This window comes from Agrobacterium tumefaciens (genome assembly GCF_031801495.1).
Classification (GTDB): domain Bacteria; phylum Pseudomonadota; class Alphaproteobacteria; order Rhizobiales; family Rhizobiaceae; genus Agrobacterium; species Agrobacterium tumefaciens_K.
The window spans coordinates 1497599-1522828 of sequence record NZ_JAOEGC010000002.1; the positions used below are offsets into that span (position 1 = coordinate 1497599).

Annotated in this window: 20 protein-coding genes, 1 tRNA gene and 1 riboswitch; of the genes, 12 read left to right on the plus strand and 9 right to left on the minus strand. The window is 59.4% G+C overall.

The features are described 5' to 3' along the window. Positions 1–23: 23 nt before the first annotated feature. Positions 24–206, minus strand: a riboswitch (cobalamin riboswitch). A gap of 63 nt (positions 207–269) precedes the next feature. Beyond that, entirely contained in the window at positions 270–1100 is an 831-nt protein-coding gene (locus tag N7578_RS16690; protein ID WP_311111391.1) for a TolB family protein, read from the minus strand. Positions 1101–1281: 181 nt separating this feature from the next. Between N7578_RS16690 and N7578_RS16695 the strand changes: the two genes are divergently transcribed. After that, complete coding sequence (locus N7578_RS16695) at positions 1282–1659, plus strand: glyoxalase superfamily protein (RefSeq protein ID WP_311111392.1); 378 nt, start codon at positions 1282–1284, stop codon at positions 1657–1659. A 206-nt stretch (positions 1660–1865) separates the two neighbouring features. Here N7578_RS16695 and N7578_RS16700 read toward each other — a convergent pair whose 3' ends face one another. Continuing rightward, complete coding sequence (locus tag N7578_RS16700) at positions 1866–3545, minus strand: NAD+ synthase (RefSeq protein ID WP_311111393.1); 1680 nt, start codon at positions 3543–3545, stop codon at positions 1866–1868. 216 nt (positions 3546–3761) lie between these two features. Between N7578_RS16700 and N7578_RS16705 the strand changes: the two genes are divergently transcribed. The 3 genes from N7578_RS16705 (at position 3762) to sthA (ending at position 8298) form a co-directional block, all read left to right on the plus strand. Continuing rightward, positions 3762–5696: an LTA synthase family protein gene (locus tag N7578_RS16705; protein ID WP_311111394.1), complete on the plus strand. Its 1935-nt coding sequence runs from the start codon at positions 3762–3764 to the stop codon at positions 5694–5696. Between the two features lie 122 nt (positions 5697–5818). Further along, positions 5819–6352, plus strand: a complete 534-nt coding sequence (locus tag N7578_RS16710; protein WP_311111395.1) for a DUF1003 domain-containing protein — start codon at positions 5819–5821, stop codon at positions 6350–6352. A 545-nt stretch (positions 6353–6897) separates the two neighbouring features. After that, complete coding sequence (sthA, locus tag N7578_RS16715; protein WP_311111396.1) at positions 6898–8298, plus strand: Si-specific NAD(P)(+) transhydrogenase; 1401 nt, start codon at positions 6898–6900, stop codon at positions 8296–8298. A gap of 153 nt (positions 8299–8451) precedes the next feature. Here sthA and N7578_RS16720 read toward each other — a convergent pair whose 3' ends face one another. The 4 genes from N7578_RS16720 to N7578_RS16735 form a co-directional block, all read right to left on the minus strand. Further along, positions 8452–9111 carry a hypothetical protein gene (locus N7578_RS16720; protein WP_422646730.1) on the minus strand — a complete coding sequence of 220 codons (660 nt, stop codon included), beginning with the start codon at positions 9109–9111 and terminating at the stop codon, positions 8452–8454. A 276-nt stretch (positions 9112–9387) separates the two neighbouring features. Continuing rightward, complete coding sequence (locus N7578_RS16725; protein WP_311111397.1) at positions 9388–10563, minus strand: peptidase S41; 1176 nt, start codon at positions 10561–10563, stop codon at positions 9388–9390. Between the two features lie 150 nt (positions 10564–10713). After that, positions 10714–12183 carry a trigger factor gene (gene tig / locus N7578_RS16730; RefSeq protein ID WP_311111398.1) on the minus strand — a complete coding sequence of 490 codons (1470 nt, stop codon included), beginning with the start codon at positions 12181–12183 and terminating at the stop codon, positions 10714–10716. A gap of 344 nt (positions 12184–12527) precedes the next feature. Beyond that, positions 12528–12610 (minus strand) — tRNA-Leu (locus N7578_RS16735). A gap of 582 nt (positions 12611–13192) precedes the next feature. Between N7578_RS16735 and N7578_RS16740 the strand changes: the two genes are divergently transcribed. From N7578_RS16740 to N7578_RS16775, 8 genes are all read left to right on the plus strand, one after another. Next, the gene (locus N7578_RS16740) at positions 13193–13339 is read left to right on the plus strand and encodes a DUF1127 domain-containing protein (RefSeq protein WP_178340833.1); all 147 of its coding nucleotides are present in this window, start codon (positions 13193–13195) and stop codon (positions 13337–13339) included. 482 nt (positions 13340–13821) lie between these two features. Then, on the plus strand, positions 13822–13965 hold the full coding sequence (locus N7578_RS16745; RefSeq protein WP_311111399.1) for a DUF1127 domain-containing protein: 144 nt from the start codon (positions 13822–13824) through the stop codon (positions 13963–13965). Positions 13966–14409: 444 nt separating this feature from the next. Further along, positions 14410–15858 (plus strand): methylenetetrahydrofolate--tRNA-(uracil(54)-C(5))-methyltransferase (FADH(2)-oxidizing) TrmFO, encoded by a 1449-nt coding sequence (trmFO, locus tag N7578_RS16750; RefSeq protein WP_311111400.1) that lies wholly within the window; start codon positions 14410–14412, stop codon positions 15856–15858. Between the two features lie 163 nt (positions 15859–16021). Then, positions 16022–17149: an S-(hydroxymethyl)glutathione dehydrogenase/class III alcohol dehydrogenase gene (locus tag N7578_RS16755; protein WP_311111401.1), complete on the plus strand. Its 1128-nt coding sequence runs from the start codon at positions 16022–16024 to the stop codon at positions 17147–17149. Between the two features lie 209 nt (positions 17150–17358). Next, positions 17359–18189 carry a hypothetical protein gene (locus tag N7578_RS16760; protein WP_311111402.1) on the plus strand — a complete coding sequence of 277 codons (831 nt, stop codon included), beginning with the start codon at positions 17359–17361 and terminating at the stop codon, positions 18187–18189. Positions 18190–18341: 152 nt separating this feature from the next. Next, the gene (locus N7578_RS16765) at positions 18342–18602 is read left to right on the plus strand and encodes an acyl carrier protein (protein WP_311111403.1); all 261 of its coding nucleotides are present in this window, start codon (positions 18342–18344) and stop codon (positions 18600–18602) included. After that, a complete protein-coding gene (locus N7578_RS16770) occupies positions 18599–20119 on the plus strand; it encodes an AMP-binding protein (RefSeq protein ID WP_311111404.1) in 1521 nt (506 codons plus the stop codon). Before N7578_RS16765 ends, N7578_RS16770 begins: the two co-directional genes overlap by 4 nt. An 8-nt stretch (positions 20120–20127) precedes the next feature. After that, entirely contained in the window at positions 20128–21405 is a 1278-nt protein-coding gene (locus N7578_RS16775) for a type III PLP-dependent enzyme (protein ID WP_311111405.1), read from the plus strand. A 128-nt stretch (positions 21406–21533) separates the two neighbouring features. Here the strand turns inward: N7578_RS16775 and N7578_RS16780 are convergent, their stop codons facing one another. The 3 genes from N7578_RS16780 to queA all read right to left on the minus strand — a co-directional run bounded on the left by N7578_RS16780 (position 21534) and on the right by queA (position 25082). Next, positions 21534–22691 (minus strand): aminodeoxychorismate synthase component I, encoded by a 1158-nt coding sequence (locus N7578_RS16780; protein ID WP_311111406.1) that lies wholly within the window; start codon positions 22689–22691, stop codon positions 21534–21536. 178 nt (positions 22692–22869) lie between these two features. Then, positions 22870–24000 carry a tRNA guanosine(34) transglycosylase Tgt gene (gene tgt, locus N7578_RS16785; RefSeq protein ID WP_311111407.1) on the minus strand — a complete coding sequence of 377 codons (1131 nt, stop codon included), beginning with the start codon at positions 23998–24000 and terminating at the stop codon, positions 22870–22872. Beyond that, positions 24000–25082: a tRNA preQ1(34) S-adenosylmethionine ribosyltransferase-isomerase QueA gene (gene queA / locus N7578_RS16790; RefSeq protein WP_311111408.1), complete on the minus strand. Its 1083-nt coding sequence runs from the start codon at positions 25080–25082 to the stop codon at positions 24000–24002. The genes tgt and queA overlap by 1 nt, the downstream gene beginning before the upstream one ends. Positions 25083–25230: the final 148 nt, after the last annotated feature.

Genomic DNA, 25230 nt, shown 5'->3' on the forward strand with positions numbered 1-25230 from the left:
AACAACCTTCCGCCGTCCGCGCGGGTCGGTCTATCGTATCAGGCCGGTCTTCTGACTTGGCTTCATCCGCCCGCTTCGCCTTCCCGAATTGACTTCAGTGGCATGAAAAACTGGCGTCCGCCTTACAGCGCTGGGCACGTTCCGGATCTGCACCGGATTCCCGATTCTCCCGCCGCTTGGCAGGCACCTGATGCCCCGGGTTATGGACATGATAGAAAAGGAATGCAAGCGTCATGCGGGATAGGCTCCGGCATGACGGAAAGAACGCCTCACCGAACCGGGAAATACCGCACATAGGCGAACTCATCGCCATCCGGAGACCAGTTGGGAGAATTCATCGTGCCCTGCCCGCCAAACAGCTCGAACAGCGTTTCCACGTTGCCGCCATCAGGGTCCATCAGCCGCACCCGCACATCGAGATCGCGGGGATGGTCGAACACATCGCCATCATAGGAAATGAACACCACCTTGTCGCCTTTCGGTGACGGGTGCGGGAACCAGTCGCCGTACTGGCTGTCGGTGATACGCTCGACCACCGACCCGTCAGTTCTCACGCGCCAGATCTGCATCCGCCCGGTGCGGCTGGAGTTGAAATAGATCCAAGCACCGTCCGTGGAATAATCCGGCCCGTCGTTGCGGCCCTCGCCATGCGTCAGCCGCGTCTCAATGCCGGTTTCGATCTCCATGGAATAGATATCAAAAACCTGATCGCGAATGCCGCAGTACGCGAAGCTTTTTCCATCCGGCGACCAGCCATGCCAGTAGGACGGCAGATTTTTCGTCATCAACCGTGGCACGCCGCCGGAGGACGGCAGCAGATAAATGGCGCTTTTGCCGAACTCCACCTTGTCCGAAATCGCATAAAGCGACCCGTCAGGCGAGATGCCGTGATCATTGTTGCAGATCGTCGCAAAACCGGTATCGACCTTTTGCGGGGGAACATCACCGGAAAGAGACAGGCGGTAAAGCAGTCCGTCGGCATTGAGCAGCAGGTATTGTCCATCCGGCGACCAGTTCGGTGCCTCGAAAAGCTCCGGCGTCTGCCAGACCATCCGCGCTTCACGGGTACGGATATTGTAGATTTCGATCGAACTGCGCATGCTGCCTCCACTTCGTCATCGCCGCGCACTATGGCCGAAACATTTGCCGCTTGCATAGCCCATCGCGGGCGTTATGGTCGCAACATCGCAGGCACCGCCCTGCAAATCCACACAAGGAGCATGGCAGCGCACCGGCACCGTCCGCGTCCCTCGCCCTCTCTCCCAAATCCAGAGGTTCGCGATGAACACCATCGCCGATCAAGGCATCCGGTTTGGCCGGATCGCCGCAATGCTTCCGGTCAAGAACATCGAAAAGGCCCATGATTTTTACGTGGGCGTACTCGGCTTCACCAAAACCTTCGAGAACGGCAATCCTGTCGGCTTCATGATCCTGAAGCAGGGCAATGCGGAACTGCACCTCACTTTGCAGCCATCGCACAAGGCAGCCCCCTTTAACATTGCGCATATGATGGTGAGCGATGTCGATGCGCTGCACGCCCTCTGCAAACAGCACGGTCTTCGCATCATCAAGGGTCTGCAGGACAAGGACTACGGCCTGCGCGCCTTCGTTTTCGAAGACCCGGACGGCAACCGCATCGATGTGGGACAGGTCGTTTAAGCGACATGATTGACGGCGCGGAGAAACTCGTGCCGTTGATCGGATCTAAAGCGCCCCCGCCCACTCCGTCACCCCGGACTTGATCCGGGGTCCAGTGCGATCAAGTCCTTGATCGCGGAAGACTCCTCTCATGGCACAGACGCGCCATGGCTGGATGCCGGATCAAGTCCGGCGTGACGGTGTAAATTTCTATCCAGCAGCCAGCATCACCGATCCCGGAACCGGTTCGTGATCGGATAACGTCGGTCGCGACCAAAATTCTTCTTGGTGATCTTCACGCCCGGCGCGGACTGGCGACGCTTGTATTCGGCGAGATAGAGCAGATGCTCGATGCGATGCACAGTCGCGACGTCATGCCCGCGCGCCACGATGTCCTCAACCGACATTTCCTGCTCGACCAGGCATTCGAGAATATCGTCCAGCACCGGATAAGGCGGCAGCGAATCCTGGTCGGTCTGGTTGGGGCGAAGCTCGGCGGACGGCGCCTTTGAAATGATGTTCTGCGGAATGACCTCGCCCGAAGGCCCGAGTGCACCCGGCGGCACATGGCCGTTACGCCATTTCGAGATCGCATAGACCTGCATCTTGTACAGATCCTTGATCGGGTTAAAGCCGCCGTTCATGTCGCCGTAAAGCGTGGCGTAACCTACCGACATTTCCGACTTGTTGCCGGTCGTCACCACCATGGAACCGAACTTGTTCGAAACGGCCATCAGAATGGTGCCGCGTGCACGGCTTTGCAGGTTCTCTTCGGTGATGCCCTCTTCCGTCCCTTCGAACAGATCGGAAAGCGCCGACATGAAACCATCCACCGGCTCGGCAATCGGCACGATATCGTAACGGCAGCCCAGCGCCTTGGCGCATTCGGCGGCATCTTTGAGCGAATCTTCCGAGGTATAGCGGTACGGCAGCATGATGCAGCGAACACGCTCCTCGCCAAGCGCATCGACGGCGATCGCCGCACAGATAGCCGAATCGATACCGCCGGACAGACCAAGCACGACGCTCTTGAAGCCGTTCTTGTTGACGTAATCGCGAAAGCCGAGCAGGCAGGCGCGATAATCGGCTTCCTCGCCTTCCGGAATTTTCGAGAACGGGCCGCTTTCGCAGTGCCAGCCATCGTCCGTGCGTTTCCAGTCCGTCACCGCCAGCGTTGCCTCGAACTGGCTCATCTGGAAGGCGAGCGTCCTGTCGGCATTGAAAGCGAAGCTCGCGCCGTCGAAGACAAGCTCGTCCTGCCCCCCAAGCTGGTTGGCGAAAATCAGCGGCAGGCCGCTTTCGATGACCTGTTTCAGCGCGACCTGATGGCGAACATCGAGTTTGCCGCGATAATAGGGCGACCCGTTCGGCACGAGCAGAAGCTCGGCGCCGCTTTCGGCCAGCGTCTCGCACACGCCCATGTCGTTCCAGATTTCCTCGCAGATCGGAATACCGATCCTGACACCACGGAAATTATAGGGACCGGAAATCGAACCTTCGGAAAAGACGCGCTTTTCATCGAACTCGCCGTAGTTCGGCAGATCGATCTTGTCGCGCAGCGCAATGATGTTGCCGCCATCGAGAAGCGCCACCGAATTGTGCCGCCCCGTTTCGCCCTGCCGCGGAAAACCGATGATGACGCCCGGACCGCCATCGGCCGTGTCCGCCGCCAGTTCCTCGACCGCCTTGAGGCAAGCCTTCAGGAAAGCGGGTTTCAGCACAAGGTCTTCCGGCGGATAGCCGGAAATGAACAGCTCCGTCAGAAGCAGAAGATCAGCGCCTTGGCTGGCAGCATCGGCTCTTGCCTCACGCGCCCTGGCGAGATTGCCCGCCACGTCGCCGACTGTGGGATTGAACTGCCCGACGGCAATCCGGAGATGGTTCGGAGTGGTCTGTCTGTCGCTCATGGCTCTTCATTACCCCGCCCGCGCCTGCTCCGCAACGCGGCAAATGCATGGTCCGCATCATCATCGGCGTTCACGCAGAGGTTATCGCCGCATCCGTACCTGAACGCAAAGTTCATGTCGCATTCATTCCGCTTATGTGACAGTTACATGACACTTTTGCGACATCCGATTCATTCTGTTTCGTGACGTCGCGTACGCATACCGGAGTTTAAGAGTTTGAGAAATTCGGCGCCAGAAACAACGGCTTCCGAAAAGGCTAGGTCTGTCTTTTCCTTTGCCGTGACACGCGGCCTTTCGAAAGGCGCGACAGTCGCCACCGCAGCGGTAAACCTGACGGTGGCGGCTATTCTTGCAATCATCGCGCTGGAATGGATCGCACGCGGCACGCTGAACGATGTCGGCACGTTTCTGACATCCGCCGCCCGCCCCGGCCTCACCACCATTGCCGCGCTGGTTCTCCTTCTAGCAGCACTCGATGCCGTTTTCGGCCGTCGTTATCTCTCGCTTGTCATCGTGGCACCCACACTCTTGCTGATAGGGCTGATCTCCGCGCAGAAGCAGACATACCTGTCCGATCCGCTGTACCCGTCGGACCTGTTGTTCGGCCGCCAGATCGTCGAACTTCTGCCGACCATGCTGAAAGCCCAGCCGCTGATGGCCGCACTCGTCGGCCTAGGCATCGTTGCCGCCGTCGCTCTCCTCGCATCCCTCTGGATCGCCGTTCGCAGATACACGCCTGCGCTGCGCTGGCGCGAGCGCGCCTTCAGCCTTGCACTTGCCCTGCCGCTGCTGACCGGCCTCGGCGCGCTGATGGACTATTCGCATTATTCCTGGCTGCGCGACCGTCTCAACATCATTCCCATGATGTGGGACCAGAAAGAAAACTATCGCCACAACGGCTTCCTGCTGGCCTTTGCCTTCAACATTCCGATGGCAAACGTTTCCGCGCCGGAAGGTTACGGCGAAAATACCATCGCCGACCTGATGCCGGATTCCTCGGCCTTTGCGGCCAACACAAGCGATTACCCCGACATTATCATGCTGATGAGCGAATCCCTTTGGGATCCGACCCGGCTGACGAACGTCGAGTACTCCGCCGACCCGATGCCGACGATCCGCGCCAGACAGTCCGGCAACGTCTTCTCGCCGGAGTTCGGCGGCATGACCGCGAACGTCGAATTCGAGGCGCTGACGGGCTTCTCCAACGCCTTCCTTCCCTATGGCAGCATTCCCTATCAGCAATATATCCGCCGTCCCGTACCCTCGCTCGCCAGCTTCTTCCGTGGCGAAGGGTATTCGGCCATTGCCGTGCATCCGTTCCAGGAATGGTTCTGGAACCGCAAGGAAGTGTACAAAAACTTCGGCTTTGAGGAGTTCCGCTCGGAAGAAACGCTGCCTGCCATGGAAAAGCGCGGCAACTTCGCCTCCGACGACGCGCTGATGGACGAGATCATGGCGACCGCCGACAAGGCGTCGAACCCGCTGTTCCTTTTCGCCGTCACCCTGCAGGGACACGGCCCCTACGAGGCAGACCGTTATGCCGCCAACACCATCGGCATCAACGGCAATCTCTCCGCACCCGCATCGCAGGCGCTCGCCACCTATACGCAGGGCGTGGCAGAAGCCGACGAGGCTCTGGTCAAGCTGATGAAGTGGGCCAAGAAACGCGACCGTGAAACCATCATCGTCCTGTTCGGCGATCACCTTCCGCCGCTTGGCCGCACCTTCATGGAAAGCGGCTACATGCCGGGCATGGTGGCAAGCCGCCGTGCGCCGCTCGATGTGATGAAACAGGAACATGAAACACCGCTCGTCGTCTGGTCCTCGACCAAGGGCGTGCGCAAGAACATCGGCACGATCAGCCCCGCACTGCTGCCTTACCACATCCTGAAGACTGCCGGTTTTTCCGATCCCTTCTACACAGGCACGCTGGGCAAGGTTCAGGACAAGTTCTCCGTCATCGACCGGCATATGCTGGTGACGAAGGATGGCGATGCCCTGCCCGACTGGTCGACCGCCCCCAACGACGTGCCACAGACGGTCAGCGATTATCGCCTGCTGCAGTTCGACATGATGTTTGGCAAGCAATATGGCCGTGAACGCTTCTTCCCAGGCTTCAACTGGCTGAACGACGCGGCTCCATCCGTCTGATACCAGTAGCCGGATGACAGATCGGCGAGGGACGCCGGCCCGCATGGCACGGAAATCAATTGAATTCCGCTGCCATGCGGGCTTATGTCTTGGTACATTAAAAAGCCAAGCGGGGTTCCGCCGTGTCAGATATCTCCGACTATATCATTTCGCATTTCAAACGCTCGTCCCGCGAGATCGGTGAAGTGGAGCGGCGCATCCTGGAACTGTCGCATCGGAAGCAGTTGATCTCGACGGACACGAATGCGGCGTTTTCCGCTGGTGCAAGCTTCGGCGACAGGCTGGCCGACGGCATTGCCAGGGTCGGCGGCTCCTGGGGCTTCATCGTCAGCTTCTGCCTGTTCCTGATCTTCTGGGCAGTCGTCAACACTATCGTTCTCACCACCGGCGCCTTCGACCCCTACCCTTTCATCTTCCTCAACCTTCTCCTGTCCATGCTCGCCGCCATTCAGGCGCCGATCATCATGATGTCGCAGAACCGGCAGGCGGCGCGTGACCGTTTCGAAGCGGCCAAGGACTACGAGGTCAATCTCAAGTCCGAACTGGAAGTGCTGTCGTTGCACGAAAAGATCGACATGAAGGTGTTGGCCGAACTTGCAGCACTCCGGCAGGAGCTGGCGCATCTTCACAGCAAGGTCGCCGACAGGAACGGCTGACCCCGGATCATCCCCGCTTTTCCACGGCTCCAGCCGCGATGTTAGTCTGGCATCAGTCCTGCCGGATGCATGCCAGACGTGGCGAGCATCGAGGGATAGTCCTGATGGGAACGGTGGCGCGTTCGTGACGACAGGGCAATTTCGTGACAGGCGGTGCACAGCCTGTTGCGAGATACGGCAATCGTGACAGTGCCCGGTTGCGCGACAGCATCCGATCCACACCAGTCCATATCCCGCGCAGCCGGGTCATTCCCGTCCGCCAAAGATCGCAAAACCCGCACGATGATATCGTGGCGGGGTAAACGCGCACGTTGCCTGTGCACCTCTTTTCTCCCTCGCAAGACAGCGATTGCCCGTTCCGGTTACGAATCCGTCAGAATCTTCCGCTACACATTGACGCAGGCGTTTGTTGCATTGCACTCTTGCGGGCAAGGCTCATGGGAATCGTTCCCACCGTCGAAGGGGCATCATGCCCGTTTCGCAGCGACGCCAAGGCCGGACAGCAGCTCCGGTCATCTCAAAGCATTTTATGTCCGGGGTTTTTCATGCACCAGTTCGATCTGATTGTTGTCGGTAGCGGTCCGGCGGGAAGGCGTGCCGCCATTCAGGCCGCCAAGCTGGAAAAAAAGGTTCTGGTGGTGGAGAAGGGTACCCGCGTCGGCGGCGTCTCCGTTCACACCGGCACCATTCCTTCCAAGACCTTGCGCGAAACCGCTCTCAATCTCACGGGCTGGCGCGAGCGTGGCTTTTACGGCCGCTCCTACCGCGTCAAGCAGGAGATCGATGCGGAAGACCTGCGCCGCCGCCTGCTGATCACGCTCGACCATGAAGTCGAGGTTCTGGAACACCAGTTCGCCCGCAACCGTGTGCAGCACATTCGCGGCACGGCAAGTTTCGAGGATGCCAACACGCTGAAGATCGTCAAGAACGACGGCGAGATCATGAGCGTCACCGGTACCTCTATTCTTCTGACCATCGGCACCCGTCCCTATCGCCCGCCGCACATTCCCTTCGACGGCGAGGCGGTGCTCGATTCGGATGAAATCCTCGAGATCAAGGAACTGCCGCGCTCGATGATCGTCGTCGGCGCCGGCGTCATCGGTATCGAATACGCCACCATCTTCAGCGCGCTCGACACCCAGGTCACGGTGATTGAGCCGCGTGATACGATGCTGGAATTCATCGACAAGGAAATCGTCGAGGATTTCACCTACCAGCTGCGCGACCGCAACATGAAGCTGATCTTCGGCCAGAAGGCGGAAAAGGTCGAGCGCGACGCCAGCGGCAAATGCCTGGTATCGCTGGGCAACGGCCGCGTCCTGAAGGCGGAGACGGTACTGTTTGCGGCAGGCCGCGTCGGCGCAACCGATACGCTGAACCTTGCTGCCTGCGGGCTGGAGGCGGACAATCGCGGCCGCCTGAAGGTCGATCCGGTCACTTTCCAGACCTCGGTGCCGAACATCTATGCCGCAGGTGACATCATCGGCTTTCCAAGTCTTGCCTCCACCTCCATGGAACAGGGGCGCCTCGCTGCCCGCCATGCCGTCGGCGCTCCGGCTGGCGAACCGCCGCAGTTCTTCCCCTACGGCATCTATGCCGTGCCGGAAATTTCCACCTGCGGCCTGACCGAACAGGAAGTGCAGGAGCGCGGCATTCCCTATGAATGCGGAATCGCCCATTTCCGCGAGACGTCACGCGGCCACATCATGGGCCTCGACAGCGGCCTGTTGAAAATGATCTTCTCGCTGAAAACCCGCCGCCTTCTCGGCGTTCACATCGTCGGCGAAGGCGCGACTGAACTCGTGCATATCGGTCAGGCGGTACTGAACCTCAAAGGCACGGTCGAATATTTCGTCGAGAACACCTTCAACTACCCGACACTGGCCGAAGCCTACAAGATTGCCGGTCTGGATGCCTGGAACCGCATGGGTGAAAAGCTCGACTGAGGCTATCTTCGGCGCAGATGCGCCAACCTGTCCGCAGTTATCCTCGGGCTCGACCCGAGGATCCACAACGCGCTGAAACATCGATCCTCGACTCAAGGGCGAGGATGACTTGAGTGAAACGAGTTTTCAAAACAACCGTGATGCCGGCATAGCTTACCAACGAATACTGTAACGCGCACTCACGCCGGGACGGAAGCGATCCTCGAAACCCTGATTGAGCGTACCGCTGACCGACAGGTGATCGCCGATTTTCTGCTCCACCGCCACGCCGGTCGAGAACTCCTCGAAGCTGTTGCGGCTGGCCCCCGTCAGCACGAAGGCGGTGCCGGTTTCCGAGCGCGTCAGGCGCAGCGATTGCGACACATCAAGTCCGCTCCATTGTTGCGCCGAGCCATCGTAACGCACCGTGAAATTGCGGTTCGCCTCGATATCGAGCTCCGGCGTGACGATGTGTTTCTGCTTCGAGGTCATGGTGACGCTGCTGGAACCGTTGAGCGCGTTGAACATCACCGCCACGTCACGCGCCAGAGACACGCCCGGCAGGTTGGTCGAGGCAATCGACATGTTACCCCACAAACGAAGCGGCGTATCCACCACCCGCCCGGTCTGCGAGGCGTTCATGCCCATTTCAAGACCGGCGCGAATGGGCGTCTCGACCGGCAGCTTCGCACCCAGCCTCGCCGAATAGGACCGGCTGGAATTCTTGACCGGCTTCCAGATCAGCTGTGCCTCGTCGGCATTGGCCGGTGTTGCGGCTCCCCAGAACGCGACGAGCGACAGGCACAAAATGGTCATCGATGTGCGGAACGGCATATCTTGTCCCCAGGCCATTTAAGGGCGTGCCGGTTCAACCCGGCAAGCGCGGTAAAAGTCTGCTCCAACGAGATTGTCGGCGTGACGGCCATCCATCAGGACAGCCCGCATTCCCCTTTACGGCCACGCGAAGCAGCCGGGAAATCATGTGCACAATTGTGCCAGATGAACGGGAGATGAACAAGCGCACATGCAGCAAAAATGATGTGCGGTGCGATCACACTGCAGATGAGAACTGCGCCTTCTGGCTGCTTTGCGGACCAAACGGTCGGTCGTCTAGTTGTTCAGCCTGTCGAAAACCTCCCGGCAGAACTGATCCAGCGTTTCAGTATCGTCCGACTCCGCGACCCAGATATGGTCCAGTTCCAGTGCTCCGACCGGGACGATTCTTTCAGCGATGTCGGCTGGAGTAGTCTCGTCGAAGCGCCCACCGGCCCAATCATGAAAGGCTGAAGAATATCGAACAACCGCTCTGCTTGACGATAGATCGATTGTTCCCCCTTCCGCAAAGAATGTCAGCCCGTCCCCCATCTCTTCTCCAATAAGCACGAGCCGTTCTCCTAGACGGTGCTTCAGGATTGAGACAAAGACGATCGCGGCGGAGAAGGTGAATTTGTCGACAAGTAAACCAACCCGGCGATCTTCAATGCTCGCTGAGATCGCATCGATCAAAGGCATGGTCCGCAGAAAGTCGCCGCCCGTATTTCCGCGAACGTCAATAAGCAAGGAACTTACCGGACGCGATCTTACGAATTCTGCTGCCTCGGCAACCGCATCCGAAAGTGCAGTTTCACCGGGATCGAAAAAACTCGGAAGGACCATGAGCATCCCGGACTGGCCGAAGTCTTTGATCTTCCAATAGGACTTGGGTGACCAGAATGCGTTGGCTTTTCCATGCTCATTTCGCGGGTAGAATGTGGATGCGCGAACCAGATTTGCGGTATCGAGAGACAATTCGCTGATCCGTCCCGTCTCATTTCGTATCCGGTACTCGATTTTGTCAGCACCCGAAAAAACTCCCAGGCGCTGCAGTGCACCTGGCCAGGCGAAAAGGATTGGACCGATAACGCGTTTTCGTTGCGGCGTCCCCGCCAGATATTTCTCTGCGGCGAGTTCGATTTCGCCGGTCGGAACGCTATTGACGGATATCAACTCGCCCCCGATCGCCTCTGAGAAATCTGACATGGCATCAAGCAGTCGTATAACGGTTCCGATGGTCACGAGCCTCAGAGGCAGAATGGCAATGGCATCGTTTGGGATCAACCGCGTGTGTCCGTTCCCCGGAAGTGCGAGAAGGCGCATCAGGGAAAGCAGGAAATCGTCCTTCGAGTTTGCGAGTGCGCTCTGACGGGCCTCGTTGATGTGACGATCCAATTCCTCGCGTCCGATCGATCGGAAGCTGGGGTCGGTCGGAAGGACCGTTGTCACTATTTGCTCAAGGTCTTCGATCATCGACATACGCCAATGTGTATTCATGGGCGCCGCAATGTTCAAGATGGACCAAAACCATCACTGATCCGTCCCACCATGCAAAAAAACAAAACAAAAAAGGCCGCAGCTTTCGCCACGGCCTTTCGTATATTCAGCGTGTGCTGAAGAAGATTATTCGGCGTCGCCTTCAGCGGCCTTCTTCTTGGCAGGAGCCTTCTTCTTCGGAGCGGCTTCTTCGCCTTCGGCAGCTTCAGCCTTGGCAGCCTTCTTCTTCGCAGGCTTCTTTTCAGACTTTTCGCCTTCTTCGGCGTCGTCAGCCAGCAGCTCTTCCTTGGAAACGGTCTTGTCCGTTACCGAGATTTCGGAAAGCAGCTTGTCGATGACCTTTTCTTCGAAGATCGGAGCGCGCAGCGAAGCGGAAGCGCCGGGCGTGTTGCGGAAGAAATCGAGGATTTCCTTCTGCTGGCCAGGGAACTGCTGCAGCTGCTGGAACAGGGCGCGCTGCATCTCTTCTTCGGTCACTTCGACGCCGGCCTTTTCGCCGATTTCGGAGAGAACGAGGCCGAGACGAACGCGGCGTTCAGCAAGCTTGCGGTATTCGGCGCGAGCTTCTTCTTCGGTCGTGTCTTCGTCAGCAAAGGTCTTGCCGGACTGTGCGAGATCGGTGTTGATCTGGCGCCAGATGTTGTCGAACTCGGCGTCCACGAGGCCAGCCGGGGTTTCGAACTGGTACATCTCGTCGAGCTGGTCGAGGATCTGACGCTTGACCTTCTGGCGGGTGATGTTGCCGTACTGGCTTTCGATCTGACCCTTGACGATTTCCTTGAGCTTTTCAGCGGATTCGAGGCCGAGCTTGGTCGCCAGTTCGTCGTTGATTTCAACGGCGGCGGCAGCAGCGACTTCCTTGACGGTGATGTCGAAGGTCGCGTCCTTGCCAGCAAGGTTTGCAGCCGGGTAATCAGCCGGGAACGTTACGGTGATGGTCTTTTCGTCGCCAGCCTTGACGCCGACCAGCTGGTCTTCGAAGCCAGGGATGAAGCGGCCGGAACCCAGAACCAGTTCGGCATCTTCGGCAGCGCCGCCGTCAAAGGCAACGCCGTCAACCTTGCCGAGGTAGTTCATGGTGACGCGGTCGCCGTCAGCGGCCTTGCCCTTCTTGGTTTCGTAGGAGCGAGCGCTTTCGGCGATCTTGAGGATCTGCTCGTTGATCTCGTCTTCGGAAACTTCAACAACTTCGCGGGTAACCTTGATGCCGTCGTTGGACTTCAGCTCGATTGCCGGGATGATTTCGTAAGCCACCGTGAATTCGAAATCGACTTCGGCTGCGAGGATCTTGTCCGCTTCCTTCTCGTCTTCGGTCATGGCGATTGCCGGCTGCGTTGCAGACTTTTCGCCGCGGCTGGAGAGAATTTCAGACGGCTTTTCGCGAACGAGTTCGTTGACGAGGTCAGCCATGATGGACTTGCCGTACATCTTCTTCAGATGAGCGGCCGGTACCTTGCCCGGACGGAAACCGTTGATGCGAACCTTGTCCTTGGCCTCAACCAGGCGCTCATCCAGACGAGCCTTCATGTCGGCAGCCGGGATAACGACCTTGAGTTCGCGCTTCAGCCCTTCAGAGAGCGTTTCGATAACCTGCATTTTCTCAAACCTTCACAATCATGGCGGCGGTGCTCAGACAGCCGTTGGTTTACTTTCGAGCACTGCGCCGGAAACATGGATACCGGCCGTGACTTCAATTCTCATTGCACAAACAGACGCCGGACACCTGACATGTGCTTGGGTGGGGGAAATTTTAAACGGCATCTTGCGAACCGTCAGACCTCCCGCGCAGCAAAATGCGCTGGACAAGACCTGACGCCCTGCCCTGCATGACCGGAAACCGGATGCCGAACCGACATCGCACTGTTCCAGCCTGCATCTCGCCGACCCATGCCTATATCGGCATACTCTGGCGCAAGCGTGGCACCGCCAAGCTTTGCTTGTGGTGCGGGTAGAGAGACTCGAACTCCCACGCCGAAGCGTTGGTACCTAAAACCAATGCGTCTACCAATTCCGCCATACCCGCACGTTGGGCGGCGGTATGTCACAATGTTCAGGAAGGGTCAAGCGCGGCTTTCCAGCCATATTCGTTTCAGGCTTACTTTTCGACATCTTACGAATGAGATCAGCACCTGAAGCCCTGCAATAGCAGGAAACCGGGGCCAAAAAAAACCGAACCGCAGGGGTATCGCTGACGCTATATATATGGCCGCGCACGCGCAACACGCACGGCCAGACCAGCATCTGTCGGCCATGCGTGAAAGACAGAACGGGAATCATCTTCCGGCCACGATCGCACGCCCGACCAACACGCCGGTTGTTGACCGTTCTCGACAGTGATGCTGCGCCAAACGCTGCACCCGACATGGCGAACGGTCTCGCAACGGCCTAAAACGGCCAATATGGCCACAAATTAGGCACAGAAACACAGAATGCGACCGGACACGGCCCTTGCCATGCAACTCGTGCATAGGTGACATCTCGCTTTGTCTGTTTTTGTTTCGATTAAAACGATTATATCTCCAGTCATACAGAGATCGAAGTCCAGCGCAGGCCACATCCTCCCAAGACGGGCCGCGGACTGGACAACACGAAAAGGAAGATGACCATGAACATTGCACGCTCGCTCACCAACTGGCGCAAGTACCGTCAGACCGTAACCGAACTCGGCCGCATGACCGACCGTGAACTGAACGACCTCGGCATCGGCCGTCAGGACATCCGTCGCGTCGCTCGCACCGCTGTCGGCATGTAATATCGAACGCCGCCAGCATCTGGCGGCGTAAGAATACGACCTCCCAAAAAGGCCAGAGGCTTCCCGCCTCCGGCCTTTTCTGTTTCTGGCGCCCACGCCACCACGCGTCCATGATGCAAATGGCATCAGATACGTGCGCGATCAGCAGAGCTAGCCGGTTCACGGCGCCCCGCCTAACCGCCTCCTCGCCCTCCATTTCCTTTTTTTGACACCATGCTGTGCGGCAAAACAGGCCGAACGCCCCTGCCCGGCCTCCAAATGTCCATTCAGCAGGCATTTTCGCTTAAAAAACGCTCATCCCACATCAATAGCCGCAAAATTAGCCGACACTCTGCACAAATGCATGGCAGTCGCTTAAAATCTGCACTCCAAAACATGGCTGGTTGCCTCTATATACACCTCAACAGCCGAGAGCGCAGAACAACCCCTGAGCCGGCCGCGAAATTCAGACAACCAACACCACAAAGATTGAGGAAAAGACCATGAACCCGATTCGCATTGCAAAGAACTGGATCAGCTACCGTCGCACGATGAACGAGCTCGGCAGCCTCTCCAACCAGGCTCTGAACGACATTGGCCTGACGCGTTACGACATCCGTAACGTTGCTGCCCGTTCGTTCCGCTAATCAGCGTCAAGCGTCATCTCGCTGCCCGACCTCCAGGGCGCGATGACTGAGCGACAGGTAAAGAAACGGCGCCTCTGGCGCCGTTTTTGATTCCGGGCGGGCTCACCTCCCGATGTATCCGCCGTCCTTCCGGCCTCGACCCGAAATCCACGGCGATCAAGTCTTTGATCACACAAGAGCCTTTTCACGGCATATACGTGCATGACCGGCTTCCGGCTCATGGTCGGAATGTCGGGGTGCGGATGCAACCCGACGTGAAGCTTCACGCGCCGTTTTCGCTTCTGGTCACACGGCCCGTTTCCGCAAAACCATTTGGCTGAAACAACCACCCTGTGCTACTGCATCGGCACGAAGACGCACCTTTGAGGATTGCGCGAAACACTCAAACTTATAACACGCCGTGTCATGGAGGCTTTGAGCTTCCCGGCGGCATATGGGCTGACGATGCAAGACAAGATTTATTCCCCCATTCACGTTGTTGGTGGCGGACTGGCCGGCTCGGAAGCCGCGTGGCAGATTGCCCAGAGCGGCGTTCCCGTTATCCTGCACGAGATGCGCGGCGTGCGCGGCACGGATGCCCACAAGGGCGACACGCTGGCGGAACTCGTCTGCTCGAACTCCTTCCGCTCCGACGATGCGACCGCAAACGCCGTTGGCGTCATCCATGCGGAAATGCGTCTTGCTGGCTCACTCATCATGGCCTGCGCCGACCGACATCAGGTTCCGGCGGGCGGCGCGCTTGCCGTCGATCGCGACGGATTTTCCGAAGCCGTCACCGCTGCGCTTGAAAGTCACCCACTGGTGACGATCGTGCGCGAAGAGGTGAACGGCTTGCCGCCGAAGGAATGGGGCAACACCATCATCGCCACCGGCCCGCTGACCTCGCCGGATCTTGCCGCCGCCATCCAGTCGGAAACCGGCGAGGATGCGCTGGCCTTCTTTGACGCCATCGCCCCCATCGTCCACCGCGACAGCATCAACATGGATATCTGCTGGTATCAGTCGCGCTACGACAAGGTCGGCCCGGGCGGCACGGGCAAGGACTACATCAACTGCCCGATGACGCAGGAGCAGTACAACGCCTTCATCGACGCGCTGATCGCGGGCGATACCGTCGGCTTCAAGGAATGGGAAGGCACGCCCTATTTCGACGGCTGCCTTCCGATCGAGATCATGGCGGAGCGCGGCCGCGAAACCCTGCGCCACGGTCCGATGAAGCCGATGGGCCTGACCAACGCCCATAACCCGACGGTGAAAGCCTATGCCGTCGTGCAGCTGCGGCAGGACAATGCGCTCGGCACGCTCTATAATATGGTCGGTTTCCAGACGAAGCTGAAATATGGCGCGCAGGCGGATATCTTCCGCATGATCCCCGGCCTGGAAAACGCGGAATTTGCCCGCCTCGGTGGCCTGCACCGCAACACCTACATCGATTCCCCGATCCTGCTCGATCCGTTCCTGCGGTTGAAATCGCGCCCTGACCTGCGCTTTGCCGGCCAGATCACCGGTTGCGAGGGTTATGTCGAAAGTGCCTCGGTCGGGCTGCTAGCCGGTCGTTTCGCCGCTGCCGAACGCAAGGGCGAAGACCTCATCGCACCGCCGGTGACAAGCGCGCTCGGCTCGCTTCTCAACCACATCACCGGTGGCCACCTGTCCTCGAACGATGAGCCGGGTAAGCGTTCCTTCCAGCCGATGAACATCAATTTCGGCCTGTTCCCCGAACTCGCGCCCGGTTCCATCGTCAAGCCGGAAGGCGTCAAGCGCTTCCGCGGCAAGGACAAGACCATCATGAAGCGCCAGCTGATGGCAGCGCGCGCGCTCAAGGACTGCGCAGGCTGGCTGGGTGTGGAAGCCCCAACCGCCGCCGCTGACGAACAGGTCGCCGCGTCTTAACGTTCGGCTGCACCGCAATCTTTGAACGACATGCGGGGTGCGTTCGCCACGTGCCCCGTCTTGGTTCCGCACACCGTATTTTTATGACCGACGCCCTTGTCGCACCCGGCTGGCTCAGGCAGAAAACGTTTCAATTCAAAAAGGCAACCCAAGGAGATCACCAATGGATGTTCGGGCCGCTGTCGCCATTCAGGCAGGCAAACCACTGGAAGTCATGACCGTTCAGCTCGAAGGACCACGCGCTGGCGAAGTGCTGATCGAGGTCAAGGCAACTGGCATCTGCCACACCGACGATTTCACCTTGTCCGGAGCCGACCCGGAAGGCCTTTTTCCTGCCATTCTCGGCCATGAAGGCGCGGGCATCGTCGTCGATGTCGGCCCCGGCGTCACCTCGGTCAAGAAAGGCGACCACGTCATTCCGCTCTACACGCCGGAATGCCGCGAGTGCTATTCCTGCACGAGCCGCAAGACCAACCTCTGCACCTCGATCCGTTCGACGCAGGGCCAGGGCGTCATGCCAGATGGCACCAGCCGTTTCTCCATCGGCAAGGACAAGATCCATCACTACATGGGCTGCTCGACCTTCTCGAACTTTACGGTCCTGCCGGAAATCGCCGTCGCCAAGATCAACCCGGACGCACCGTTCGACAAGGTCTGCTACATCGGATGCGGTGTGACGACCGGCATCGGCGCCGTCATCAACACGGCCAAGGTGGAAATCGGTTCGACGGCCATTGTTTTCGGCCTCGGCGGTATCGGCCTCAACGTACTACAGGGCCTGCGCCTTGCAGGTGCCGACATGATCATCGGCGTCGACATCAACCCGGACCGCAAGGCCTGGGGCGAAAAGTTCGGCATGACGCACTTCGTCAATCCGGAGGAAGTTGAAGGCGACATCGTGCCTTACCTGGTCAACATGACCAAACGCAACGGTGACCTGATCGGCGGCGCCGACTACACCTTCGACTGCACCGGCAACACCAAGGTGATGCGTCAGGCCTTGGAATCCTCGCATCGTGGCTGGGGCAAGTCCGTCATCATCGGCGTAGCGGGTGCCGGTCAGGAAATCTCCACGCGTCCCTTCCAGCTGGTCACCGGCCGCAACTGGATGGGTACGGCCTTCGGCGGCGCACGAGGCCGCACCGACGTTCCGAAGATCGTCGACTGGTACATGGAAGGCAAGATCCAGATCGACCCGATGATCACCCACACCATGCCGCTCGAAGATATCAACAAGGGCTTCGACCTGATGCACAAGGGTGAATCGATCCGCGGCGTCGTGGTTTACTGATCGGCCTCAAACCGATCCGAATTTGGCAGGAGGCGCGTGTTTGGCGCCTCTTCGCCTACGATCATAAAAATGTGATCGGAAAAGCGCCCTTGCAGCCACGACGTTTAACGGCCCGGTAAATTTGTCGTTATAGTCCATTGCATGCGCGGCACGGTTGAAAGTGTTTCCGGCCCGGCGAGACGAAAAACCGGAGAACATCCCTGAAAGCCGTGGCCATAGACAAGGACAATATCGACGCGGCGCTTGCGCTGCTCGTTAAAGGATTCCCGGAAAGAACGGTCGCCTTCTGGTCCGAAGGTCTCAGGCGTGTCAGCGCCCACCACGAACGGCGCAATCTTGGCAGTGTCGGTCAACTTCTGTTGAAAGGCGAGGACGCAGTTGGCGTTCTCCTGACACTCAAAAGCCATCTGCCCGGCAGCGACAGGACGGTCGTGAACCTGTCGAGCTGGTATCTCGAGCCATCCTGCCGCTGGTTTGCACCGCGCATGCTGCAACTGGCCTCCGCCTCGCCCGATGAAACCTACACCGACCTCACGCCCTCTCCGGAAGCTGCGAAACTGAACGACAGGCTCGGCTTCAAGACGGTGACGGACTGCACGCTGTTTTATCCGCTTCCGCTCAAGGCGCTGTTTCCATCGAAGGCCTCGGTCGTTGATCTGTCCCATGTGCCAGCAGATGCATTTTCCGATCATATCCGCGAAATACTGAGCGACCATGAGCGGCTCGGCTGCATCACCGCAGCGCTTTCGCTGGATGGGCGCTACCACCCGCTGGTCTTCCTGAAAACCACGACAAAACGACTGCCATCCGCACGCCTCGTCTTCTGCGAGGACCGCCACATCGCGCAGGAAAATATAGGCACAATCGCGCGCTTTCTTCTGGCCAAGGGGCGGCTGGCCATGACCCTGCCCTGCCCGGAGGAAGAAAAGAACAGCGGCGGATTTGCTTTGCAAAAGACTGCGAAGACACAAGTAAAGGGCGAATGGAATACCCGTCTTGTTAACGAAACATACTCAGAATTGGTGCTATTACCACTCTAGGATGTCGGGACGGCCTGGGTTTTATTCAGTTATAGATGAACCTGCCTCGGCATCAGGATTTGAACAGACCATTTGAACCGCCTGCCGGTGTTGTGCAGACACGATGAAATCCTGGCTTACATGAGGTAACTGCGGGAGATTGGAGACGAGACATGCTTGCAGCGAAAATGAACGAAGACGATGTTGCAGACACCATCTACACCTATCTTGGCCAGCGCTTCCCCGCACACGCTCCATTCGGCGCCGATACCGCCCTCCTCGAAGGTGGCGTGATCGACTCTCTCGGTTTTCTCGAATTGATGGTCTTCCTGGGCGAAGAGTTCGGCATTCAGCTCGACGACGACCACTTCACCCCGGAGAACCTGGGCACGCCCGCAGACCTCATCGCCTTTGTGACGCGGGAAAAGAGATGACATCACCCTACCTCCTGCACCACCTGCTGGTCGCCCGATCGCAGAATGACGGTCAGGCGATCGTCCACAACGGAAACACGCGAACCTATCGCGAATTTTCGCTGGCAGCCACGCGTTGTGCCGGGGCTTTGCGGGAGGCAGGACTGGAACGCGGCGACCGCGTGGTGATCTTCCTGCCGCGTGGGCTGGAGGAATGCTGGGCGATTTTCGGCGTCAGCGCCGCATCCGGCGTTTTCGTACCGGTCAACGCCCTGCTGAAAGCACCACAGATTCGCCACATCGTGCAGGATTCCGGCGCAAAGATCATCATTTCCACAACGGACATGCGCGCGGAACTCGATGCCGCGGTGAGCGGCCTTTCCGGTGTGACGGTTCTTCTGGCCGAAGACATCGATGCACGCAAAGACCTCCCCGCCAAACCCTCGACCGCCATCGGCGAGGATCTTGCGGCGATCCTCTACACATCCGGCTCCACGGGCGCCCCCAAGGGTGTCATGCTCTCGCATCGCAACCTTCTGGCGGGCGCACGCATCGTGCGCACCTATCTGGGGATCACGGCCAGCGACCGCATTCTCTCGCTCCTGCCCTTCAGCTTCGACTACGGCCTGAACCAGCTGCTGACCGCCGTCGAACAGGGCGCAGTGACGGTCATGTCGACCTTCCGGCTGGGTGACGATATCGTCAAGGCGCTGCGTGACAACGACATCACCGCGCTGGCGGGCGTGCCGACCGTCTGGGCGATCCTGACGCGGGCAGCGCCGCTTCTGGCCAAAACACCGCTGCCGCACCTGCGCTACGTTACCAATTCCGGCGGCCGCGTGCCGCAGGAAACGGTCAGGGCGCTGCGCGAAAAGCTGCCAACCACGAAAATCTTCCTGATGTACGGCCTGACCGAAGCGTTCCGCTCGACCTACCTGCCGCCGGACGAGATCGACACTCGCCCGACCTCCATCGGCAAGGCAATCCCGGAATGCGAAATCTTCATCGTCACCGCAGAGGGACAGAGAGCAAAGCCCGGCGAACCCGGCATTCTCGTTCATCGCGGTCCGACCGTTTCCATGGGCTACTGGAACCGGCCGGAAGAGACGGCGAAGGTACTGCGTCCTCACCCGTTCATTCCGGCAACGCAGGGCGGCGAGACGGTCTGCTATTCCGGCGACCTGGCCATCGAGGATGAGGAGGGCTTCTTCAGCTTCGTGGCGCGCAATGACGCGATGATAAAATCATCCGGCTATCGCATCAGCCCGACCGAGGTCGAGGAAAGCCTGATGTCGACCGGCCTGTTTCATCAGGTGGCCGTCATTGGCCTGCCCGATCCCTTCGCGGGCGAAAAGGTACATGCGGTGGCGACGGCCGCCAACCAGAACATCGACGTGTCGGCAGCTCTCAAAAAGGCAGCCGAAATGCTCGCCCCCTTCATGATCCCCCGCGCCATCGAACTGGTGGAAGCACTGCCCGTCACGGCGAACGGCAAGGTCGACTACCGCGCCCTGGTGCGTGAACGAACGGAAAAATAGACGAAACGATGGCCACGACGCTCAAGACCGCAAGCCACGGCATGGACCTTACCACAACATGGTTCGAGGTGAACGGACGCGATGTGGTTGCGGGTGGCTGCACCGTCCGCGATATCGTCGCGAAAACGGGAACGCCCGCCTTCATCTATGACGCGAGCGTCATGCGCCGAACCTATCGCGATCTCCGCAAGGTGCTGAACGGATTTGCCGACATCTATTATTCGGTGAAGGCCAATCCCCTGCCCGCCATCATCGCGCTGTTTCATGCCGAGGGCGCGGGTGCCGAAATCGCCTCGATCGGCGAATATCACGCCGCCCGCAAGGCGGGCGTACCGCCTGAAAACATCATCTTCGCCGGTCCCGGCAAACGCGAAAGCGAACTGCGGGCAGTGATCGAAAACGGTATCGGCGAAATCCACGTCGAAAGCGCGGAGGAAATCGCCCGCCTCGCCATCATCGGCAGGCCGGTCAAGGTTTCCATCCGCATCAACCCCGTGCCAGATACGCAGGCAGGCGCGATGCGTATGGGCGGCAAGGCAACCGCCTTCGGTTTCGATGAAGAAGAGCTGGAAAACGTTCTGCCGCTGTTCAAGACCGCACCGAATGTCGATCTGGTTGGCATCCATGTCTATGGTGGCACGCAGATCCTCGATGCCGACGCCCTTGTCTCTCAATGGAGACATGCCATTTCTCTCGCCGGACGGGTTGCCGCCATGCTCGGCAGACCGCTCGAAACCATCGACCTTGGCGGCGGGCTGGGTATCCCCTATTTCACAGGCGAAACACCGCTTGACCTTGATGCTGTCGCAGCCGCTATCCCCGACCTCAAGGCCATGCTTGCCGCCGATCCGAACCTCGCCGCAACGCGGGTGATCGTGGAACCGGGCCGTTATCTGGTCGGTCCGGCGGGCATTTATGTCTGCGAGGTCAATTCGGTCAAAGTCTCGCGCGGCACGACGTTCCTCGTGACCGACGGCGGTATGCACCACCATCTGGCGGCATCCGGCAATCTCGGCCAGATCGTCAAACGCAACTACCCGGTTGTTGCCCCTGCCCGGATGAACAAGTCGGCTGACGACACGGTGACGGTGGTCGGCCCGCTCTGCACACCGCTCGATACGCTCGCCCGCAACGCCACCTTGCCGAAGCTGAAGGCAGGTGACCTCGTCGCTTTTCTGCAATCAGGCGCCTATGGCGCTACCGCCAGCCCCTCCGGCTTCCTCAGCCACCCGAACGCGGTCGAAGTGCTGGTGGAGAGTGGCGTTTTTGAAGTGGTTGGGCGCTGAGGTCTTGGAATAAGGCAAGAGCGGGGTTGTTTTCCTACGGGCACGTAGATGGACGTCCAGATTGGCGCTTTCTCCAACCTCCCTCATTCCTGTGACAAGCACAGGAATGAGGGAGGTAGAGTTCTGAGCTATGGCTTGAGCAACCTGTCGCCCACCGCAAAACGCGACTTCAGCAAGCACTCGTCATATTCCGCATCGGCCTGCGAATCGAACACGATACCGCCGCCGACATTGAACACGGCATTCCCGTCATCGAACAACGTCATGGTGCGGATCGCCACGGAAAATCGCATCTCACCGCTCGGAGACATAACGCCGATGGCACCGCAATAGACATCTCGCGGCGTCTGCTCCAGTTCGCGCAGGATCTTCATCGCCCACATCTTTGGCGCACCGGTCACAGAACCGCAGGGAAACAGCGCCGCGAAAATATCCTCCACCGTCATGTCGGGCAGAAGCTTTGCCCGTACATGGCTGACCATCTGGTGCACGGTGGGATAGGTTTCGATCTCGAACAGCTTCGGCACATGGAGACTGCCGACCTCGGTGATGCGCGAAATATCGTTGCGCAGAAGATCGACGATCATGCGGTTTTCGGCAAGCGTCTTCTCATCCGCAAGCATGCCCGCGACGATCTCGCGATCTTCCGCATCCGACGCACCGCGCTTCGTCGTGCCTTTCATCGGATGGGTTTCGATCCAGCCGTCGGCATCGACCGAGAAGAACAGTTCCGGCGAACGCGACAGAACGACCGGACCACCGAGATCGATGAGAGCTCCGTATTTCACCGGCTGCCGCTCGATCAGCGACCAGAAGGCGGAAAGCGGATCGCCCGACCAGCGCGCATGCACGGGCATCGTCAGATTGCCCTGATAACAGTCGCCCTTGCACAGATGCATGTGCAGCCGCTCGAAACGCTGGCGATATTCGGCAAGCGTCCAGCCTGGCTGCGGGTCGGAAAGAAACGCATCGGCGTCCGGTATGGTCAGCGGGCGCGCGAATCGGCTATCATCGCCCGGCGGGCTGGAAAACACGCCGAACAGCAGAAGTGGCACCTTCCGCGGCACCTCGGCGAAAGTCGCGAGTTTAGGCTCAAAAAGATAGCCGGCTTCATAAGATACATATCCGGCTAAGTATTTCCCCGATTTTCGCAGCGTTTCCATGCGCCTCAGAGCAGCGAAAAATGCCTCCGGCTCATCTGCAAGGATGATCTCTTCCGGATCGGTGAACGCCGTCACCGTGCCGGTGCTGTCATCCCGGAAAAGAACATAAGGCGCGTGTGCCAAGTCATGCATCCGATGAAAATATATCTGGGAAAGAGGATATAGCTGGCGGCGTCATTGCGGCAAACATCCCATCTCTGCCGTCATCTTCGGGCTTGAGCCGAGGATCCAGCGCTCGGTCCATTGATCCTCGGGTCAAGCCCGAGGATGACGTCGAATATGGAACGCGCCGAACGACACCTCAGACCGGATCGATATCGCCCCTCGCCCACATGTCTATGGTTTCGGCGTAGAAATCCGCAAAGCGGCCTTCCTCGATCGACTTGCGGATACCCTGCATCAGCTCCTGATAATAGGCAAGATTGTGCCAGGAGAGCAGCATGCCGCCGAGCGCCTCGTTGGAGCGGACGAGATGGTGCAGGTAGGCCCGGGAATAATCGCGGCTGGCCGGGCAGTTGGACTGCTCGTCCAGCGGGCGCATATCCTCGGCATGACGGGCATTGCGGATGTTGACGCGGCCCCGGCGGGTAAAGGCAAGTCCGTGGCGGCCCGAACGCGTCGGCATGACGCAATCGAACATGTCGATGCCACGCGCCACGGATTTCAGGATATCGTCTGGCGTGCCGACGCCCATCAAATAACGCGGCTTTTCGGTCGGCAGCACCGGCAGCGTGATATCCAGCATGCCCAGCATGACGTCCTGCGGTTCGCCGACCGCCAGACCGCCGACGGCATAACCCTTGAGATCGAGCTGCTTCAGGCCTTCCGCCGAACGGATACGCAGGTCCGGCTGGTCACCGCCCTGCACGATGCCGAACATGGCCTTGCCCGGCTGCTCGCCGAAGGCGACACGGCAACGCTCGGCCCAGCGCAGCGACATTTCCATGGCGCGCTCGATTTCCTTGCGCTCGGCAGGCAGTGCGATGCACTCGTCGAGCTGCATCTGGATATCCGAATCGAGCAGCCCCTGTATCTCGATGGAGCGCTCCGGCGACATGTGGTGCAGCGAGCCATCCACATGGCTCTTGAAGGTCACGCCCTGTTCATCCAGCTTGCGCAGACCCGACAGCGACATGACCTGAAACCCGCCCGAATCCGTCAAAATCGGATGCGGCCAGCGGATCAGCTCGTGCAGACCACCGAGACGCGCCACGCGCTCCGGGCCGGGCCGCAGCATCAGGTGATAGGTATTGCCGAGAATGATATCGGCGCCAAGCTCGCGGACCTGATCCAGATACATGGCCTTGACGGTGCCGACGGTGCCAACCGGCATGAAGGCGGGCGTGCGGATGACCCCACGCGGCATCGCCACTTCGCCGAGACGGGCGCCGCCGCTGGTTGCTTTCAGGGTGAAGGTAAAGTTCTCGTGCATCAGTTTTTCCGGAACAGCAGGCTGGAATCGCCATAGGAATAGAAACGGTAGCCGGTTTCGATGGCATGGGCATAAGCCGCCCGCATCGTTTCCAGCCCGCTAAAGGCCGAAACCAGCATAAACAGCGTGGATTTCGGCAGGTGAAAATTGGTCATCAGGATATCGACCGCCTTGAAGCGGTAACCGGGCGTGATGAAGATGCCGGTCGCCGCAGACCATGGGCGGATCTGCCCATCCTCGCCCGCTGCACTCTCGATCAGGCGCAGCGACGTGGTGCCGACGCAGACGATACGCCCGCCCCGTGCCCTGACGGCATTCAACTTGTCGGCCGTCTCCTGCGAAACGTAACCGATCTCAAGATGCATCTTGTGGTCTTCAGTATCATCCGCCTTCACCGGCAGGAACGTGCCTGCCCCTACGTGAAGCGTCACGAAATGGCGCTCGATGCCTGCTTTATCAAGGGCTTCGAACAGTGCGGGCGTAAAGTGCAAACCTGCGGTGGGTGCTGCGACAGCGCCTTTTTCGCGGGCATAGATGGTCTGGTAATCGGTCTGGTCCTGCGCGTCTTCCGGACGCTTGGCAGCGATGTAGGGCGGCAGCGGAATATGGCCGACGGAGGCGATCGCCTCATCCAGCACCGGGCCGGACACATCGAACAACAGGGTGATTTCGCCCTCGTCGCCCTTTTTCTCGACGGTCGCCTCGAGGAGGGCAAGGCCGCAGGCATTCTCCCGCTCGTAGCCAAAACGGATGCGGTCGCCCTGCTTGATGCGCTTGCCGGGGCGGGCAAACGCCTTCCAGCGGCTGGCATCGGCGCGCATGTGCAGCGTGGCCGAAACCGCCGTTTCCTGCGCGCCTTCCCGCAGGCGAACGCCTTCGAGTTGGGCGGGAATGACGCGTGTGTCGTTGAACACCAGCGCATCGCCGGGCTTCAGGAAGGACGGCAGGTCGAAAACGTTTTGGTCCGTCATGCTGCCCGCATTCGGATCGACCACGAGCAGGCGCGCACTGTCGCGCGGACTGGCCGGGCGAAGGGCGATGTTTTCCTCGGGAAGATCAAAATCGAACAGGTCTACGCGCATGATGGGTGGTGCTCTTGAATATCAAAACCCGCCTGCAATCCGGAGGCGGGTGAAGGATGATGACAAGGCGGCCTCTGTTTCAACGCCATCCTCACCGCATCCCGGATCCTCGGGTCAAGCCCGGGGATGACGGCAAAGAGGCAGCGCC